Below are 16,505 nucleotides of genomic sequence, written 5' to 3'. Positions count from 1 at the left end.
GACCGATGGGATTGGTGTACTCCAGCATCATCGATGCCCCACAAGAAGAGGTCTTCGCGTGGCACGGCCGCCCGGGGGCGTTCGCCAGGCTGGCACCGCCGTGGCAAGCCATGAAGCTCAGATCCGAGGCGGCCTCACTGCGTGACGGCCGTGCCGAACTCGCGTTACCCGGCGGTTTGCGGTGGGTAGCTCAGCACCAAGCTGACGCCTACGACCCGCCACGGCGCTTCGTTGACGAGATCGCCGGCGGCGGGCCGGCCTCTCTCCCCGCGGCATTGGTAATGCGCTGGAAGCACATTCACGAATTCGAAGCGCTCGATGCGACCCACACCCAGATGACCGACCGCGTCGAGACTCCGGTGCCCGGCCGTTTCCTGCGCCCGATGTTCAGCTACCGCCATCGCCAACTCGCCGACGACCTCGCAGCCCACCAAAGGGCCCGCGCACAGGGTCTGCCGCCGCTGACTGTTGCGATCACCGGAGCGTCCGGGCTGGTGGGGTCAGCGTTGACCGCGTTCCTGAGCACCGGTGGCCACCGGGTCATCAGGCTGGTCCGCCACGCATCTTCCAACTCTGATGAGCGGCAATGGGACCCGGCCGACCCCCACCCCGGCCTGTTCACCGGGGTGGATGCCGTCATCCACCTGGCCGGCGCGTCGATCGCCGGCCGGTTCACCGAGGGACACCGCCGGGCGATTCGCGACAGCCGCATCGAGCCCACCCGCCGACTCGCCGAACTGATCGCCGACACCGATCCCGGTCCGCAGGTGGTGGTCAGCGCCTCGGCGGTCGGCTACTACGGATACGACCGCGGCGACGAAGTTCTCACCGAGACCAGCGAACGCGGCGATGGCTTCCTTGCCGAGGTTGTCACCGACTGGGAAGGCGCGCTGACCCCGGCTGAACGATCAGGCACACGAGTGGTGCGAATCCGTACCGGAATCGTCCAGTCCCCGCGCGGCGGCACGTTACGGCTGCTGCGTCCACTTTTCGCCGCCGGACTCGGTGGCCGCATCGGCGATGGACAACAGTGGTTGCCCTGGATCGGTATCGACGATCTGATCGACATCTATTACCGCGCATTATGGGACAAGCAGCTGACGGGCCCGGTCAACGCGGTGGCACCGGAGCCGGTGCGCAACGCCGAATTCACCGACACGCTCGGCCGCGTTCTGCACCGCCCGACGGTTGTGCCGGTGCCGACACTGGGTCCACGGCTACTACTGGGCGATCAGGGTGCCCGCGAACTGGCATGCGCGAGCCAACGTGCGGTTCCCGCAGTCCTGTCGGCCGGCGGTCACGGCTTCCGCCACCCGCGCCTGGAGCAGGCGCTGAGCCACGTATTGGGACAGTCGCCTACGGCGTAGGAGCCGCCGGCGGCTGCCCCGGCGAGTTGTAGTCGTATCCGGGCGGCGGCGGGCCGTTCAGCGAGTAATAGCCAGGTGGCAGTGGCGGACCAGCTGGACCGCTACCGGGTGCCGGCGCCGTGATCGGTGTCTCCGAGCCAGGAGCGTTGATCGATTTGTATCCGGGCGGCAGCGGCGGAGCCGGACCAGAACCGGGAGGCGGTGCAACTCCTTCGGGCGCTCCCCCGCCGGCCTGGAAACCGCCCGGGTCGTGAGCTTGATGCCACAGATCCCTCAGGGTGCCGACGGGTCCTGATCCGTACTGGCCCGAGCCGTACACAGGGTTGGCGATCTCGGGCACCTGCGGAGGACCGGCCGGCGCCGGCGGCGGAGGCGCAGCCAGTGCGGGATCCGCCGGTGCGGGCGCTGGATCAGGCACGACAGGGTCCGCTGCGGCCTGCCCTCCCGCGGCCAGCATGGCGCCGACGGCGGCCAGGCCTGCGATCGCGAGCTTCGCCCCGTTCACGGCGAGGGTGGCGCGGTGCGCTTCGGTCATCTATCCGGCGGTCCTCTCTCGATGCACCCGCACAAACTCCGGCTCGGGAATCAGGGCGAATACCGGGCGGTCCGTGCATCGTCGCACACCGCCCCGAGGACGCGCTGGGTTAGAGCGTCCATGATGGTGCCTCGGACATGCCGCGAGGGCGATGCGTGAGCGCGTCCCGGCGACCCCGGTGTGTCTCGCGTGGCAGGCTGAATCCGTGTCTCGGGTTCTGGTCGTCGGATCGGGTTTCGCCGGGCTGTGGGCAGCACTCGGGGCCGCCAGACGCATCGACGAACTCGGAGCGGCGGCCCACGGCGTGCAGATCACTGTGATCAGTGAGCATCCCTTCCACGACATTCGCGTCCGCAATTACGAGACAGATCTCACCCACTGCCGCATCCCGTTGCGGGGGCTGCTGGATCCCGTCGGTGTGGACCACGTTGCTGCCGAGGTCACGGCAATCGACGTCGAAGCCCGCAACGTCACCACGCAACAAGATGGCCGAACGCGCGTCATCGGCTATGACCGGCTGGTCCTGGCCGCCGGCAGTCGAGTTGCGCGACCGGCTGTCCCCGGGCTTGCCGAATTCGGTTTCGACGTCGATACATTCGACGGGGCCAGGCGCCTTGCCGGTCACCTGGATACGTTGGCTGCCGATCCCCAGGTATCAGGCGCCGGCACGGTCGTTGTCGTCGGAGCGGGGCTCACCGGTATCGAGACCGCATGCGAACTGCCGTCGCGGCTCTCCGCGCTCTTCGATGGCAGCGTCGCACCGAAGGTCGTGCTCGTGGACCACAACCCACAGATCGGCTCGGATATGGGCGACGCATCCCGCCCGGTGATCGAAACCGCTTTGTCCGACAACGGAGTTCAGACGATGACCGGTGTCGCCGTGACCTCCGTCGACACCGGCGCCGTGACCTTGTCATCCGGCGAGGCGTTGCCGACGGCAACCGTGGTGTGGTGCGCGGGAATGCGGGCCAACCCGCTGACGGCCCAACTGCCGGTGATGCTGGACCGGTTCGGCCGACTGCCCGTCGACGACTACCTCCGCGTCGAAGGCGTACCCGCGGTGTTCGCGGCCGGCGACGTGGCCGCCGCGCGGGTCGATGACAGCCACCTGTCGGTGATGTCGTGTCAACACGGTCGGCCGATGGGCCGTTACGCCGGCTACAACGTGATCGGCGACCTCCTCAGCCGGCCCATGCGCACGCTCCGAATCCCCTGGTATGTCACCGTTCTCGATCTGGGCCCGGCCGGTGCGGTCTACACCGAAGGCTGGGATCGCGATGTCGTGGCAACGGGCACGGTGGCCAAGGCGACCAAGAAGACCATCAACACCGAACGGATTTACCCGCCGTTGACCGGCGATCGGCGGACCCTGCTCGCAGCCGCCGCACCCGATCTTCAGGAGCGCCCACCCCGAGGGTGACTGCCGTTAGCCTTCCCCTCGCTCCGCCTCAGGCGGCGGCGTCACCGCGTCCCATACGGTCCACGTGTAGTGCTGATCGGGTAGACCGCTGGCACCGAGCATGAACGCACGGTGCGAGCGATTCTCGCGGGCGATGGTGGTCAGCCACGTGGTCACCGTGCTGACGCGGTTTCGTACGCCGGTGAGGAACGCGATGTGGATGAAACCCCAAGCCAGCCAGCCGAAGAACCCGGCGACCTTCACCGGACCGACCTGCAGAAGTGCCTGTCGGCGGGCGATGTACGCCGCTGAACCGAGGTCTCGGTACCGGAACGGCCGCCGGGGTTTCCCGTCGAGTTCCCGGCGAACGCACGAGGCGACGTGGAGCCCACCCTGCATCGCGTTCTCGGCAACACCCGGCAGGTTCTCCCGGCCGGCAAGATCTCCGATCACGAAGATCTCGGGACGGCCGTCGACCGAAAGATCAGGTCCCACAGCGATTCTCCCGCTGCGATCCGCCTCCACTCCCAGCACCTGCGCGAGGTGCCGGGCGAACGGCACGGCCTCAACGCCGGCCGTCCACAACACGGTTCGTGCCGCGTACTGCTCGTCGGGCCCACCGGCCTTCGGGCTGACGGTCACCCCGTCCCGATTGACGTCCGTCACGTGTACACCCATGTGCAGCTCGACACCGAGTTTCTGCAGCGACTTCGTCGCCTTCTCCCCCAGTTCGGCGCAGAAGGACTTCAGCACCCGCTCCCCACCGTCGAACAGCAGCACCCTGGCTTCCTCGGGCTCGATGCTGTGGAACTCGTGAGCCAAGGTGCGCGTGGCCATCTCGCGGATCTGCCCGGCCAACTCGACACCGGTGGGCCCGCCCCCGGCGACCGCGAACGTGAGCCAACCATCGCGCTCCGGACCGGGTGGCAGTGTCTCGGCGATCTCGAAGGCGGTGAAAACCCGCTGCCGGATGTTGAGCGCGTCGTCGAGCGTCTTCATCCCCGGCGCCCACTCCGCGAAATGTTCTTTGCCGAAGTACGACTGTTGCATCCCCGCGGCCACCACAAGTACGTCGTAGTCGAGGGTGAATGTCGTCTCATCGGGCCGGCGGGCCGTGACCCGGCGCAACTCGGGATCGAGGTCTATCGCTTCACCGAGCAGCGTGGTGACGTTGCGGTGTCGCGCGAACTCCTCGCGTAGCGGCCGGCTGATCTGGCCGAAGCCCAAAGTCCCGGTGGCGCATTGATAGAGCAGCGGCTGAAACAGATGTCCCGCCGCCCTATCCAGCAGCGTCACGTCGACATCGACCCCGCCCAGCCGGCGGGCACAGAACAGCCCGCCGAATCCCCCACCGATGATCAACACCCTCATCCGACTGTTGCCCACACCTAGGAGGTTAACCGCCCGCCTCGGAAATGCGACGGTGCAGCTCAGATGCGCGCAGGGTGAGGTGATTGCGCTCGGCCAGTGATTGAGCCTCGGCGGCGGCCTGCACATACAGCTGCGCCGCCGATGCGATGTCCCCGGCCTGCTCATGCAGGTAGGCCGCCGCGGCGGTGTGGCGCGGCAGCGCCGGGTCGAGCTCGGCGAGGGCGGCCAGGCCTGCTCGCGGCCCGTCGGCTTCCCCGACGGCAACGGCGCGGTTGAGCCGTACCACCGGGCTGTCGGTGAGTGCGACGAGCTCGTCGTACCACTCGACGATCTGCACCCAGTCCGTCTCCTCGGCAGACTGGGCGTCGGCGTGCAGCGCCGCCACCGCCGCCTGGGCCTGGTACTCCCCGAGTCGGTCGCGCGCCAGTGCCGCCTGCAGCACGTACACCCCTTCGGCGATGAGATCGCGCCGCCACAGCGCGCGGTCCTGCTCCGCCAGGGGAACCAGGGTCCCGTCTGCACGGGTACGCGCCGAGCGCCGGGCATGGTGCAGAAGGAACAGCGCGAGCAGGCCACCGACTTCCGGATCGTCGGTGGTCCGGGCCAGCCGGCGGGCCAGCCTGATCGCCTCGGCTGCCAGGTCGACATCGCCGCTGTAACCCTCGTTGAAGACCAGGTACAGCACGCGCAGCACAGTGTGCAGGTCGCCGGGACGATCCAGCCGGACCGCGCTCACGGTGCGCTTGGCACGGCTGATCCGTTGCGCCATGGTCGCTTCAGGTACGAGATAGGCCTGCGCGATCTGGCGCGTGGTCAGACCCCCGACGGCACGCAGTGTCAGGGCGACAGCCGCCGACGGGGTCAGACTCGGATGCGCGCACAGGAAGTAGAGCTGCAAGGTTTCGTCCACCGCGGGGGCCGGCCCAGCCGCCGGCTCCGCAGAAACCCGGACCTCGCGGTTGCGCCGCGCGACCTCGGATCGGGTCAGGTCGAGGAAACGCCGCCACGCCGTCGTGATCAGCCAGCCCTTGGGATCGTCGGGTCGCCGGCTCGGCCAGGTTTCCCAGGCTCGGACCAGGGCTTCCTGCACCGCGTCCTCGGCAGTCGCGAAGTCGGCCCCGCGGTGGACGAGGACCGCCAGGACACCGGGAATCAGATCCCGGAGCCCGGCCTCGTCCACCGCACCGGCGTCCATCTACTCGGTGACAGTCGGCGGAGCGGTCAGGAACGGACGCACCTCCAGCCACTCGTGGATGGGCCGCCCGCCCGCACCCGGCGCGGCCGACAGTTCTCCGGCCAACGCGACGGCGCGTTCGTAGGAGTCGACATCGACGAGCATCCAGCCGGCGATCAGGTCCTTGGTTTCCGCGAAGGGGCCGTCGGTCACGGGCGGCTTCCCCTCACCGCCGTACTGCACCCACGCGCCCTCCGGGGCAAGGGCCTGACTGTCGACGTACTCGCCGCTGTCCTTGAGCCGATCGGCGAAATCGTTCATGTACTGGATGTGAGCTTGGATCTCCTCCGGCGTCCACTGATCCATCGGAATGTCGTTGACCGACGCGGGGGCACCTCGGTAGTGCTTGAGAAACAAGTACTTCGCCATGGGATTCTCCTTCGGATTCGCGACCGTGGTTGGTCGTTCACAACGGGGACGGAGCCGCCGCGGCATTCTCGACACCGAGGCCCGAAATATTTCTGATCTCATTGTCAGGCCGCGTCACAAGGGTCCAGGATGACGTATCAGCCCGTCGCCGACCTCAAGTGCAGACTCGATCACTTCGTTTGGCTAAGCTTCGGGTATCCAAGTTCAGAGTCAAGCACCGAGGTGGACATTCATGTTCGGAAGCAAGGCAACCCTGGCGACCATCGCCGCCACCGGCCTGATCGGCGCCGCCCTCGGCCTGGGCACCGCCATCGCGAGCGCGGAACCCGACCCGAGCCTGCCGCCGCCGCCGAACGCGCCGAAGAAGCCGGCTGAGACGTGGCAGGGCCACCCGATGGTCTGGTGGAACCTGCCTGCCGGCGGCCACTGGGGGGTCTGGGTCAACGGCGACTTCCTCCCGTTCACCTGATCGAACACCGGACCTGCAGGCCCGATGACATCGGCCGCGGCCATCGCCGCCGTCCCGTTCATCGACGGGATCGTCTACGGCGAGGGGCCACGTTGGCACGGTGACCGGCTGTGGTTCACCGACGGTCTGGCCGGCCGGGTGTACTCGGCCGGCGCAGACTCTGACCTCACCGTCGAGGTCGAGCTCGCGCGTGCCTCCGGGCTCGGGTGGCTACCCGACGGGACACTCGTGGTGTCGACCCTCTTCTCAGCGGAGCTGCACCACGCAGATGCCCGCGGGAACGTGACAGCCAGCTACGACGTCAGCGACATCGCATGGTCCACCAACGATCTGCTGGTCACGCCGGACGGCCGGGCCTACGTCGACCTCTACATCTCTGACGGCGGCGGCCTGAGCGGAGGGATCGGACTGGTTGCCCCCGACGGCACCGTGCGAGTCGTCGCCACTGGACTGTCGATGCCCAACGGCCTCGGACTCCTGCCCGACGAGTCGACCCTGGTGGTCAGCGAAACACACGGCTCACGGCTGGTGGCGTTCACCGCCGGCCCCGACGGCAGCCTGAGTGAACCCACCATCTTCGCGGATCTTGGCCCGGACCGGCATCCCGACGGGTTGTGCGTCGACACAGCGGGAGGAGTCTGGGTCGGCTGCTATGACACCGGGGAGTTTCTGCGCGTGGTCGCCGGGGGCGAGATCACCCACCGCATCGAGATCGACCGTGGATGGGCGGTGGCACCGGCACTGGGCGGGCCCGACGGCCGAACGCTGTACCTCGTGGTCGACGACACAACCCACGAAGGTCTTCTGGCCGGCTCGTCGACGGGACGAATCCTGCAGGCGCGTGTCGACATTCCCGCCGCCGGATCGCCCTGATCTCGTAATTCAGCTGTCGGTCTCTGCACTCTCGTCGTCGTCGGGCTCCTCGGCCGGGACTGCTTCCAAGGGAACGCTTTCCGCGCGTGGTGCGGTGATGGCCGAGGTGTTGTCGGCCGGTTGCAGCCGGACAACTTCCTGACCCACTGCCCGGCGCAACCCGGGAGGTCCTTCTTTACGGAAGAACTCACCGATGCGGCCGGCGCGGTACCGCAGCGGCGAGCCGAGCAGCTCACCCATCACCACGCCGCTGCCGAGTGCCAACGCCGTCGCTGCCGCACTGAGCAGGTGCGCAAGCCCCTCACCGAACTTCTCGTCGACGGCAAATGCGAATACCGCCCAGAACACCGAGAGCCCGGGCAGCATCGGCATGATGCCCGCGGTCGCCGTCACCAGCGCGGGAGCCTGCCGGCGAATGGAAATGAGGGTGGCCAGAAGACCGACGCCGACCGCCGCGATCCCGGTGGCCGCCCACTGGCCGAACCCGGCGGTCCCGAGCCCGATCAACGTCAGCTCGGCCAGCGCGGCCGCCAACCCGGCGGTGGGTAATGACCGCAGTGGTGCATAGCTGGCCATGGTCAGGCAGATCCCGGCCAGCGCGGCGCCCAGCACCGCCAGGACGATCGCCACCGGTCCTCTCGGCGTTATGAAGGTGCCCGCCGTGTTGACGTGCAGTTCGATCTCGATCCCCAGGAGTGTGGCGGCCTGCAGTGCACCGGTGATGCCCACGACGATTCCCGCGGTGAGAAACACCGCGTCACCGAGCCGCGCCATCGCGGTGACCATGTAGCCGGTCAACGCGTCCTGCACGGCACCGACCAAAGTCATGCCGGACAGCAACAACACGATCCCGGTGGCGACCAGCGCACTGAGACCCTGACCGGCGTACCGGTAGGCAGCCAGCGCGATCAATGTCGCGATCGCGGCTCCGACCGCGTGCTGGAAAAAGAACGGGGTGCCGATTCGATTCAACAACCGGCCGACCCGGTCGATCAATGCGGCCGTCACGGTGGCCAGCAGACAGGTCAGCCAGTTGCCACCCAGCAGCATCGCGATACCGAGCGCGAACCCGGCCCAGCCGGCGGTCGCAAGCCACCGCGGGAACGGATGCGGGCTCTCGGTCAGCTCATCCATGGCCTCGTGCGCCTCGTCGACGGTGATACCGCCGGAGGTGATGCGCCGCACCAGCCGATCGAGTTCGGCGAGCCTCGTGTAGTCCGTGGACCTGGTCCGCACCGCCCGCATGATCGTCACCGGCGGGCTGTCCGCGGTGGGCAGCGCCGACACGATGATCGTCGCGACGGTGATGTCGACAACGCAGTCCGTGAGCCGGTAGGCCTGCGCGACGTCCTGGGTAGTGGCCACGACATCGGCAGTACCCGAGCCCGACGACAGCATGACCTCCGCGAGCCGGATGGTCAGATCGAGGACCTTGCGGGTGTGCACGTCGCCCATCCCGGCCGACGCGCGACTGCGCCGGCCGGCCACCGGTGCCGGGTCGCGGCGTCCCCGCAGAGCCATGCGCAGCCCACCGCGCAAGCGATCCCTGCCGTTCAGACCTTCCTCAGCCATCGTTGGAAAGCGTACTGATGAACGCGCTTGTGCTGGTGGAAGACAGGCGGCGCCTCCGGCGGGAGTCGTCAGCCGGCGTGGCGGGCGCGGTCCGCGGCCCGGATCACATCAGAGCCGACAAAGGTGAAGATCTGGGCGCCGGCTGCCAGTGGTTCGGGTTGCCCGGTGAAGCGATGGGCTCCCACGCCGTAGCTCACATCCGGTTGCGACACCCAGATCAGGTCGAAATCGCGCTCGTCAAACCAGTTGAGGATCAAGGGAACCCGGTCCGGAACAGTGCGCCCCCGAGTCCACAGCACCGTGCCGCCGGACTTGGTCAGCTGCGGGAGGAAGCCGATGGTCCGCTCGATGTCCTCATCGGTGATGTTGCCGAAGATGCCGCAGGCCACCACGATGTCGGCGGGCACCAAATCCTGGTAGTGGTCGATACGCGCGGCATCGGCGGTCACCACCTCTACCCCCGTCAGTCCACTCTTGTTCACCGCATCGGCGGCGACTGCGGCGTTGCGGGGATCCAACTCGACCAGGCGCGCCCGGACGTCATCGCGTCGCGGATGGCCGGCCAGTACCTCGAGCAGGTCGCGGCCCTGCCCGGCGCACAGGCTGACGACCCGCAGTGGGCCGGCCGGAGCCTCATCCAACGCCTGTCTGATCAATGTCTGCACCGCGCGAAGTCGGTGCGCCAACGCCGAATCGGGCCGGTCGTAGTCTTCGTGCCAGCTGTGCCAATCCACCACGGGAGGAACCCTATGGCCGGAGCACCCTCGCCCGCGCCATTGCAGGACGGCCGGGCGCTGCTGCACTTGACCATGTACCGGCGCGACGGCATCGTGAATTCAGCTGGGAAAAGCCACTTTTCGATAGTCCCCAGCGGGCCGATCGGAGCTCGGGCGGAGTTAATCGCGGCGTGATGAATACTGGCGACTACCGCTGGAATCGCACATAGCGGTCCACGATGCCTGCCTCGCTCTGGGAATAGGTGACACTGTCCATCTGAGTGCCGTGATCATCGACCAGCAGCAGGTTTCCACCCGAATTACCGAGCTGGGCACCTGATCCGTCGAGCCCGATGACGGCCGACGCGCCGCCGGGCAGGTCCGCATCCAGCTTGCTCTCCCGGCCGTTGCGGTCGACCAGCCGCCAACCGTGCAACGAGACCGTCGTGGTCGCGTAGTTGCCGATCACCACGGCCTCCTGTCCGGGATCCGGGCCGGCGGGGTTGATCAGCGCCCGCTCCAGATACGCCGATCCCGGACTCATCTGCCCGACGGGTGCAGGCCCGATCAACCGGGACAGCGGTTGGGCAGCGGGGGCCGCATTTCCCTCCGCATCGGTCGGTACCCGCTGGGTCTGGAACGCGAGCAGGATGCCCACGGTCCGGTCGGGGAAGGCCAGCAGAAGCCCGCCGTCGTGGAACGCGCCGTTGTCGGCACTGTGGGCGCCGACGTTGCCCTGGTTCATGTGGATGTCGTGCACTCCGTGCAGACCGTCGGCATTGCCGAACTCGGTATCGATCGGCTTCTGCAGGTTGCGGTCGAACTTCGCACCGAAGGCGTAGAGCTCACCGCCCGCAGCCTGGCATTGGGTCAGGTACAGGCTCAAGAGGTCCTGCAGGTCATCGGCGTTCGCGTTGCCGCTGGGCGGAAGCGCCCGCCCGAGCGTGAAATCGAACATCGGCGCCTTGACGTAGTCCAACGATGCCGCCGAGCTGCCTTGGGTGAAAGAGAATCCCGACGCCACGGCGGCCAGCCCGTCGACGATGGGGTGCCCGACCAGCGGATCCACCACCCAGAAGACGACCTCGCTGCCGTCGCTGGACTCGACGTTGACCGCGACCCGCCACGGTTGCCCGGAGTCGTCAACCGCCCGGATCTGCAGGTGCGGACTGGATTGCCCGTCCTCGCGCACGAACCGGTCCGGTCGTGCACGCAGGACGCCGTAACTGATCGCCATGATCGACTCCTCCGTTTCGATGCGGACACAAGGACTTTCACGTGCCCGCATTCGCAGAACGTATCGGCCCGGCGCAGCATCGACACGCGTAGCCGACTACGCGATTCGGCGGCGCGTTCTATCTGCCGTGTGAGGCGAAGAACTGCCCGGAGGCGTCCGAGGCATCGAAAGCCCGGCTGGCGGCTCCGACGGATTGCGCGGGAAGGATCTCGGGCACACCCGGCCAGGTGTGCCCGCCCCCGTCGACCCGCATGAACACCACCGAAGTTCCGGCGGCACACCCGTCGGAGGCGATGCGGTGGGTTTCCGTGCCGTCACCAGTGCTGGGCAGCACCTCGTCAGACGGAGCCGGGCAGCCGTTGATCTGGCGCCACCGGTCCACCATCGCCGGCCCCGAAACCACGGTGCTCCCTCCCCCACGCCCCGTCATCGGCCCGCCGTTGAACGGCACCACCGGGTCAGCCGTCCCATACGTCGCGAGCACCGAAACAGGCCTCGACGGACTGCAGCCCACATTCGTTCCGAGCGTGCCGGCGACCGGGGCAATCGCGGCGAACAGGTCGGCGCGGTCACACGCCAGCCGGTTGGCCATGAAGCCGCCCGCCGACAAACCGGTGGCATATACGCGGCCCCCGGGGATGCCGTTTTCCGCCACGAGACGCTCGACCAGGGCCGAGATGAAACCGACGTCGTCGACCCCTTGGCGGTCCGGCACCGACGCACCACGGCCGTCCGCCCAGCTGTAATCGATACCGTCCGGGTAGACCACAGCGAACCCGTGGGCGTCGCCCACCGCGTCGTAATGGGTGAGCGCGGCCTGATCGCCCCCCGTCGCGCCGGCGGCATGCAGATTGACGACCAGCCCCGAAGGTGGGCCGCCGGGCGGCAGGTGCAGCCGGTAGGTGCGCATCACTCCGCCGAAATCGATCTGTGCCGACGGCAAGGGCGCAGCCGCTGCGGGCGTCACCCCGGCCGCGCACCATGTCAGCGCGATGAGCGCAGCCGATACCACTGTTCTGAGCCGTCCCGGCGTGAAAAGCACCGGGGCAGAGTAGATATCACGAGCGAACTCTGGGGCAACGCCAGGTGACCTACCGGAGAAAATCCTGTCGGCAACCGTCGCCATCCGCTTCCACGCCATCCCGGCCCCCACCGATTCGTCGTCCAGCAAACGAAGTCACGACGCTACCCGTTCGCTGTGACCAGCGGGGCGAGATAACCGGATTCGACCATCGATCAGACGGTCAGGACCATCCGGTAGCGCGCCTGCCCCTGCGCCATCGCCGCGTAGGCGCTCGCTGCCTCGTCGAGCGGGCGCTCCTCGATCCGGGCCCGAACCCCCGACAGGACCGCAAAGTGCATCGTCTCCTCGACGTCACGTGCGGTACCAGACGGGTGCCCGGAGATACTCAGCGCGGGTTGGATCAGTTGCACCGGGCTGATGGGCAACGGATCGGCCGACACCCCGATCGCGACCAGCTCCCCACGCGGCGCGAGCCCGCCCACGGTGTCGGCCATCGCCTGTGAGTTGCCCACCGTGGCCAGCACCACCGCCGCTCCGCCCAGGTCACGCAGGGCGCCGCTGACATCCCCGGCGGTCGAGTCGATGTAGTGCCCGGCCCCCAGCGATCGCGCATCCGCCTCCTTGCCCGGGCCACGGGCGATCGCCACCGTCTCGAAGCCCATCGCGTGGGCGAACTGCAGACCGAGGTGGCCCAAGCCGCCGACACCGAGTACCGCAACCAGGTCACCAGGGAGTGCGCGGGTGTGACGAAGCGCGTTGTACGTGGTCACCCCCGCACACCCCATCGGGGCGGCCTCGGCGAAGGAGAGTTCGTCGGGGATCCGGGCGAGCGCATTGGCCGGGACCGTCACCGATTCTGCATAGCCGCCCGGGTAATGCAGGCTCGGAATCTGCCCCTTCTCACAGTGAATGAACAGGCCCTTACGGCACTGGATGCACACCCCGCAGTGGCCGCCGAACCAGCCGATCGCGACGCGGTCACCCGCCGCGAAATCGGTGACACCCGCGCCGACTTCGGCGATGGTGCCCGCGATCTCGTGGCCGGGAGTCACCGGCCAGGCCATGCCCGGGAACCCGCCGTTGACGATGGCCTGATCGGTGCCACAGACGCCGCATGCCGCCACAGCCACCCGGACCTGTCCCCGATCCGGTGAGAGTGTTTGGGCGTCAACAAGTTCCAGGGTGCCGCCAGAAGACTGGACGTGAACAGCTCGATGAGTAGCCATGGGAGTCCTTACTGTCGCCGTCGGTGTACCAGGCCATCATCGACCGTTGACAGCCCACTTGGCCAGCGTCAGCCCAGGATGAACGGCAACCGTGCAACCGCTGCACCGAGAGCGGTCTTCTCCGAATCGGTGGGGACCCGCCGGGCCGTGCCCACCAGCAGTACGTCGGTGTCCGAGAATTCTGCCGGGAATGGGAGGCCCGCGATATCGCAGAACATCACGCGTGATCGGGCCAGCCCGGCTGCCGGCGGTCCGGCTGCCGCCGGCAGATGCGCGACCAGATCAAGGTGGTGCAACGTCGATTCGAGAACGTAGGCGTCGAGGTAGTCGCCGACGGTGAGAACTTTTTCCTTCGTGCCCACCGGCAGATCCGGGTCGGCGAGATCCGCCGCCCGGCCCGCAGCCGAACCCAGATCGTCCAGATGGAACTTGAGCAGTTCCGGATCCTCGTATGCGGCGGCCAGCCGCACGGTCAGCGCATCCAAGGGATCCGCACCGGTGGGAGGCGTACCGGACACGTCCCAGTAGGTCAGCGCGTTGCAGGTCGCGTGAGCATCGGCCGGGGTGGCCAGTGTGATCAACACATCCTGGGCGTCAATGATGAGGTGGCACACCAGGTCTCGAATCAACCACCCGGCACAGCCGGAGGCCAGCTCGAACTCCTCCGGCCCGAGCCCGGCCACCGCCGCACGTAATGGCGCCCACGAATCCGAGAACTGGCTCACGCCTGCAAACTAGCAGCGAACCACTTTCTCGGCCGCCGTCCAGTCGTAGGGCAGAAACTTGCCGTCGAACGTCACCACCACGCGGTCCCCGGCGGGGTGCGATTTGCGCTGGATGTCGACGCTGAAGTTGATGGCACTCATGATGCCGTCACCGAACTGCTCGTGGATGATTTCCTTGAGTGCCCCTCCGTATACCTGAAGTGCCTCGTAGAACCGGTAGATGGTGGGGTCGGTGGGCACGGCCGTCGGCAAACCGCCACGCATCGGCACCGCGGCCAGCACCGGGATGACCGAATCGTCCAAACCCAGCAGGTCCGCGATGATCTTGCCGGACTCGGCCGGAACCGGATGCTGTCCCAGCAGCGCAGACACCGTCCACACCAATGGTTTGTCGATGGCATCGGCCAACTGCTGCCAGGTCAGGCCCTTGGTCAGGCGGGCTTCCACGATCGCGGCGGTGATCTCGTCTCTGCTCATACCAGCAGCATGCCTGCGACGGGTGGTCACCGCACGCCCAATGTGCCCTCCAGATACTCACTGCGACATGCCACCCGGGCCAGCTTGCCGCTGGTGGTCCGCGGGATCGCCCCGGCCGGAAGGAACCGCAGATCGGCCACGGTCAATCCGTGCCGATCGGCCACCGCCGCGCGAATGGCATCGCATGCCTCGGTGGGGTCGGCTCGGCTGGTCCCGGCCGCACGTTCGGCGATCACCACCAATCCGGCACCGTCGGCGTCGTCGTCGTCGGCGTCGGGGGGTGCGGTGAACGCCGTGACATAGCCACGCCGGACCAGCGGCGAGGCCTCTGCCACGGTGGCCTCGATGTCCTGCGGGTAGTGGCTGCGACCGTCGATCTGCACCAGGTCGGCCATCCGCCCGGTCACGTAGAACTGCCCCTCGAAGTACACCCCGAGATCGCCGGTGCGCAGCCAGGTGACGTCCTGCCGAAGCCCCTCGGCGTGACTGTCCGAGACAAGGCGCGAATGCAGCGATACACCGAAGACCCTGCGCGTCTCCTCCGGACGGCCCCAGTAGCCCCGGCCGATGTTGTTGCCGTGCAACCAGATCTCCCCGATCTGACCGTCGGGCAGCTCGGCTGCCGGCCCCTCGGCAGTCGCCGGATCGACGATCACCGCCCACAGGCTGCGGGCCGGGTGGCCACACGACACATGTGCGACGGCACTCTCGGCGCGAGCCCGCGAATCGGCACTGACGCGGACTGCTCGCCCGGCGGCGAGTTGCTCGCGGTCGAAGTAGACCACCGACGGCTGTTCGGCCGGGGCGATCGTCGAGATCAACAGGGTGGCCTCGGCGATACCGTAGGACGGCTTGAATGCTGTCGGCGGCAGCCCGTACGGGGCGAACACCTCATTGAATGCCGTCATCACCTCGGGGATCACCGGTTCCGAACCGATGATGAGCACCACGTTGCTCAGATCGATGTCCTCCCCCGCTGCGGGCACACCGCGCTGTGCGGTCCATTCATAGGCGAAATTCGGTGCGGCGGTGATGACGCGGCCGAGCTTCGACGCCTCCGACAACGCCCGGATCCACCGCTCGGGTCGCCGGATGAACGCGGTCGGAGACATCAGCGTCGAATGCCCGCCGTATACCGCGGGAAATCCGATCATCGACAGTCCCATGTCGTGATACAGCGGTAACCAGCTGAGGCCGTGCGTGTTTCGGTTCAGCAGATCGATGGACAGGATCATCTGCAGCAGGTTGGTGCCGACCGCGCGGTGGGTGATCTCCACTCCGACCGGCGGACGTGTCGAGCCCGAGGTGTACTGCAGGTGGGAGACGTCGTCGGGACCAACCTCGATCGGGGTGAAGCCGTCCCCCACCGAGTCGGACACTTCGTCGATGATCACCACCTGGGGCCGCACGGTGTCAGGTAGCTTCGCCAGGAACGCCCGTACCGCGTCGGCGGCGGCTGCGGTGGTGAGCACCGTCGTCGGACGGCAATCGAGCAGCGCGGTTTCGAGGCGTTCGGCGTGACCCTGCAATTCCGGCGCGAACAGCGGCACCGCGGTGTTCCCTGCCTTGATCGCCGCGAAGAAGCCGACAACATAGTCAAGGCCCTGCGGTGCGAGGACGGCAACACGGTCACCCCGGGCGGCGACCTGCTGCAGCAGCGCAGCGACGGCCCGTAGCCGGACGCCCAGCTGGGTCCAGGTCAGCTCGAAGATCTCTTCCTCGCCGTGGCTGTAATCCAGATAGCGGTAGGCGACCAGGTCGCCGACGTGGGCGATGTTGCGGTCGATGAGCGAGATCAGCGTGGTGCCCGGGGGCAGCACGATGCCGCCATCGTCGTCCAGACAGTCCTCGATGCGGAGCAGGCCTGCAGGGGCCTCGTATTGAACCTGGGTACCGCTGTCCATGACCGCA

The 16,505-nt window shown here is 67.7% G+C and carries 16 protein-coding genes; 4 read left to right on the top strand and 12 right to left on the bottom strand.

The window, feature by feature from the left end; translation table 11 throughout:
- Positions 1-5: 5 nt before the first annotated feature.
- On the top strand, positions 6-1,367 hold the full coding sequence (locus ACZY08_RS28425) for a TIGR01777 family oxidoreductase (RefSeq protein WP_463747950.1): 1,362 nt from the start codon (positions 6-8) through the stop codon (positions 1,365-1,367).
- Here the strand turns inward: ACZY08_RS28425 and ACZY08_RS28420 are convergent.
- Positions 1,357-1,872: a hypothetical protein gene (locus ACZY08_RS28420; RefSeq protein ID WP_463748069.1), complete on the bottom strand. Its 516-nt coding sequence runs from the start codon at positions 1,870-1,872 to the stop codon at positions 1,357-1,359. The genes ACZY08_RS28425 and ACZY08_RS28420 overlap by 11 nt on opposite strands.
- Before the next feature lie 235 nt (positions 1,873-2,107).
- Between ACZY08_RS28420 and ACZY08_RS28415 the strand changes: the two genes are divergently transcribed.
- Positions 2,108-3,322 (top strand): NAD(P)/FAD-dependent oxidoreductase, encoded by a 1,215-nt coding sequence (locus tag ACZY08_RS28415; protein ID WP_463747949.1) that lies wholly within the window; start codon positions 2,108-2,110, stop codon positions 3,320-3,322.
- Positions 3,323-3,328: 6 nt separating this feature from the next.
- Here the strand turns inward: ACZY08_RS28415 and ACZY08_RS28410 are convergent, their stop codons facing one another.
- From ACZY08_RS28410 to ACZY08_RS28400, 3 genes are read right to left on the bottom strand one after another with little or no spacing between them, the layout of a single operon-like run.
- Positions 3,329-4,672: an NAD(P)/FAD-dependent oxidoreductase gene (locus ACZY08_RS28410; RefSeq protein ID WP_463748068.1), complete on the bottom strand. Its 1,344-nt coding sequence runs from the start codon at positions 4,670-4,672 to the stop codon at positions 3,329-3,331.
- A gap of 25 nt (positions 4,673-4,697) precedes the next feature.
- Entirely contained in the window at positions 4,698-5,867 is a 1,170-nt protein-coding gene (locus tag ACZY08_RS28405; protein ID WP_463747948.1) for an RNA polymerase sigma factor, read from the bottom strand.
- The gene (locus ACZY08_RS28400) at positions 5,868-6,275 is read right to left on the bottom strand and encodes a YciI family protein (protein WP_463747947.1); all 408 of its coding nucleotides are present in this window, start codon (positions 6,273-6,275) and stop codon (positions 5,868-5,870) included.
- Positions 6,276-6,507: 232 nt separating this feature from the next.
- Here ACZY08_RS28400 and ACZY08_RS28395 point away from each other — a divergent pair, with 232 nt between their 5' ends.
- Together ACZY08_RS28395 and ACZY08_RS28390 are read left to right on the top strand one after the other, a co-directional pair.
- On the top strand, positions 6,508-6,744 hold the full coding sequence (locus ACZY08_RS28395) for a hypothetical protein (RefSeq protein ID WP_166904819.1): 237 nt from the start codon (positions 6,508-6,510) through the stop codon (positions 6,742-6,744).
- 24 nt (positions 6,745-6,768) lie between these two features.
- On the top strand, positions 6,769-7,617 hold the full coding sequence (locus ACZY08_RS28390) for an SMP-30/gluconolactonase/LRE family protein (RefSeq protein ID WP_463747946.1): 849 nt from the start codon (positions 6,769-6,771) through the stop codon (positions 7,615-7,617).
- A gap of 9 nt (positions 7,618-7,626) precedes the next feature.
- Here ACZY08_RS28390 and ACZY08_RS28385 read toward each other — a convergent pair whose 3' ends face one another.
- The 8 genes from ACZY08_RS28385 to ACZY08_RS28350 all read right to left on the bottom strand — a co-directional run bounded on the left by ACZY08_RS28385 (position 7,627) and on the right by ACZY08_RS28350 (position 16,498).
- The gene (locus tag ACZY08_RS28385; RefSeq protein ID WP_463747945.1) at positions 7,627-9,189 is read right to left on the bottom strand and encodes a threonine/serine exporter family protein; all 1,563 of its coding nucleotides are present in this window, start codon (positions 9,187-9,189) and stop codon (positions 7,627-7,629) included.
- A gap of 68 nt (positions 9,190-9,257) precedes the next feature.
- On the bottom strand, positions 9,258-9,926 hold the full coding sequence (locus ACZY08_RS28380) for a class I SAM-dependent methyltransferase family protein (protein WP_463747944.1): 669 nt from the start codon (positions 9,924-9,926) through the stop codon (positions 9,258-9,260).
- 187 nt (positions 9,927-10,113) lie between these two features.
- Positions 10,114-11,142 carry a DUF2278 family protein gene (locus ACZY08_RS28375; protein WP_463747943.1) on the bottom strand — a complete coding sequence of 343 codons (1,029 nt, stop codon included), beginning with the start codon at positions 11,140-11,142 and terminating at the stop codon, positions 10,114-10,116.
- 118 nt (positions 11,143-11,260) lie between these two features.
- Complete coding sequence (locus ACZY08_RS28370; RefSeq protein WP_463748067.1) at positions 11,261-12,154, bottom strand: extracellular catalytic domain type 1 short-chain-length polyhydroxyalkanoate depolymerase; 894 nt, start codon at positions 12,152-12,154, stop codon at positions 11,261-11,263.
- 224 nt (positions 12,155-12,378) lie between these two features.
- Positions 12,379-13,392 carry an alcohol dehydrogenase catalytic domain-containing protein gene (locus tag ACZY08_RS28365; RefSeq protein ID WP_463747942.1) on the bottom strand — a complete coding sequence of 338 codons (1,014 nt, stop codon included), beginning with the start codon at positions 13,390-13,392 and terminating at the stop codon, positions 12,379-12,381.
- A 68-nt stretch (positions 13,393-13,460) separates the two neighbouring features.
- Positions 13,461-14,117 carry a maleylpyruvate isomerase N-terminal domain-containing protein gene (locus ACZY08_RS28360; protein WP_463747941.1) on the bottom strand — a complete coding sequence of 219 codons (657 nt, stop codon included), beginning with the start codon at positions 14,115-14,117 and terminating at the stop codon, positions 13,461-13,463.
- Between the two features lie 9 nt (positions 14,118-14,126).
- Entirely contained in the window at positions 14,127-14,594 is a 468-nt protein-coding gene (gene cynS, locus ACZY08_RS28355) for a cyanase (protein WP_463747940.1), read from the bottom strand.
- Between the two features lie 26 nt (positions 14,595-14,620).
- Positions 14,621-16,498 (bottom strand): fatty acyl-AMP ligase, encoded by a 1,878-nt coding sequence (locus tag ACZY08_RS28350; protein ID WP_463747939.1) that lies wholly within the window; start codon positions 16,496-16,498, stop codon positions 14,621-14,623.
- Positions 16,499-16,505: the final 7 nt, after the last annotated feature.

Source organism: Mycobacterium sp. IDUB_9, assembly GCF_055419505.1.
This window is presented reverse-complemented; position numbering and strand designations above follow the sequence as displayed.

Coding starts and splice junctions, on each gene's coding strand:
- ACZY08_RS28395 (WP_166904819.1), top strand. CDS start 6,508: ATGTTCGGAAGCAAGGCAACCCTGGCGACCATCGCCGCCACCGGCCTG.
- ACZY08_RS28405 (WP_463747948.1), bottom strand. CDS start 5,867: ATGGACGCCGGTGCGGTGGACGAGGCCGGGCTCCGGGATCTGATTCCC.
- ACZY08_RS28365 (WP_463747942.1), bottom strand. CDS start 13,392: ATGGCTACTCATCGAGCTGTTCACGTCCAGTCTTCTGGCGGCACCCTG.
- ACZY08_RS28390 (WP_463747946.1), top strand. CDS start 6,769: ATGACATCGGCCGCGGCCATCGCCGCCGTCCCGTTCATCGACGGGATC.
- ACZY08_RS28350 (WP_463747939.1), bottom strand. CDS start 16,498: ATGGACAGCGGTACCCAGGTTCAATACGAGGCCCCTGCAGGCCTGCTC.
- ACZY08_RS28400 (WP_463747947.1), bottom strand. CDS start 6,275: ATGGCGAAGTACTTGTTTCTCAAGCACTACCGAGGTGCCCCCGCGTCG.
- ACZY08_RS28375 (WP_463747943.1), bottom strand. CDS start 11,142: ATGGCGATCAGTTACGGCGTCCTGCGTGCACGACCGGACCGGTTCGTG.
- ACZY08_RS28425 (WP_463747950.1), top strand. CDS start 6: ATGGGATTGGTGTACTCCAGCATCATCGATGCCCCACAAGAAGAGGTC.
- cynS (WP_463747940.1), bottom strand. CDS start 14,594: ATGAGCAGAGACGAGATCACCGCCGCGATCGTGGAAGCCCGCCTGACC.
- ACZY08_RS28385 (WP_463747945.1), bottom strand. CDS start 9,189: ATGGCTGAGGAAGGTCTGAACGGCAGGGATCGCTTGCGCGGTGGGCTG.
- ACZY08_RS28410 (WP_463748068.1), bottom strand. CDS start 4,672: ATGAGGGTGTTGATCATCGGTGGGGGATTCGGCGGGCTGTTCTGTGCC.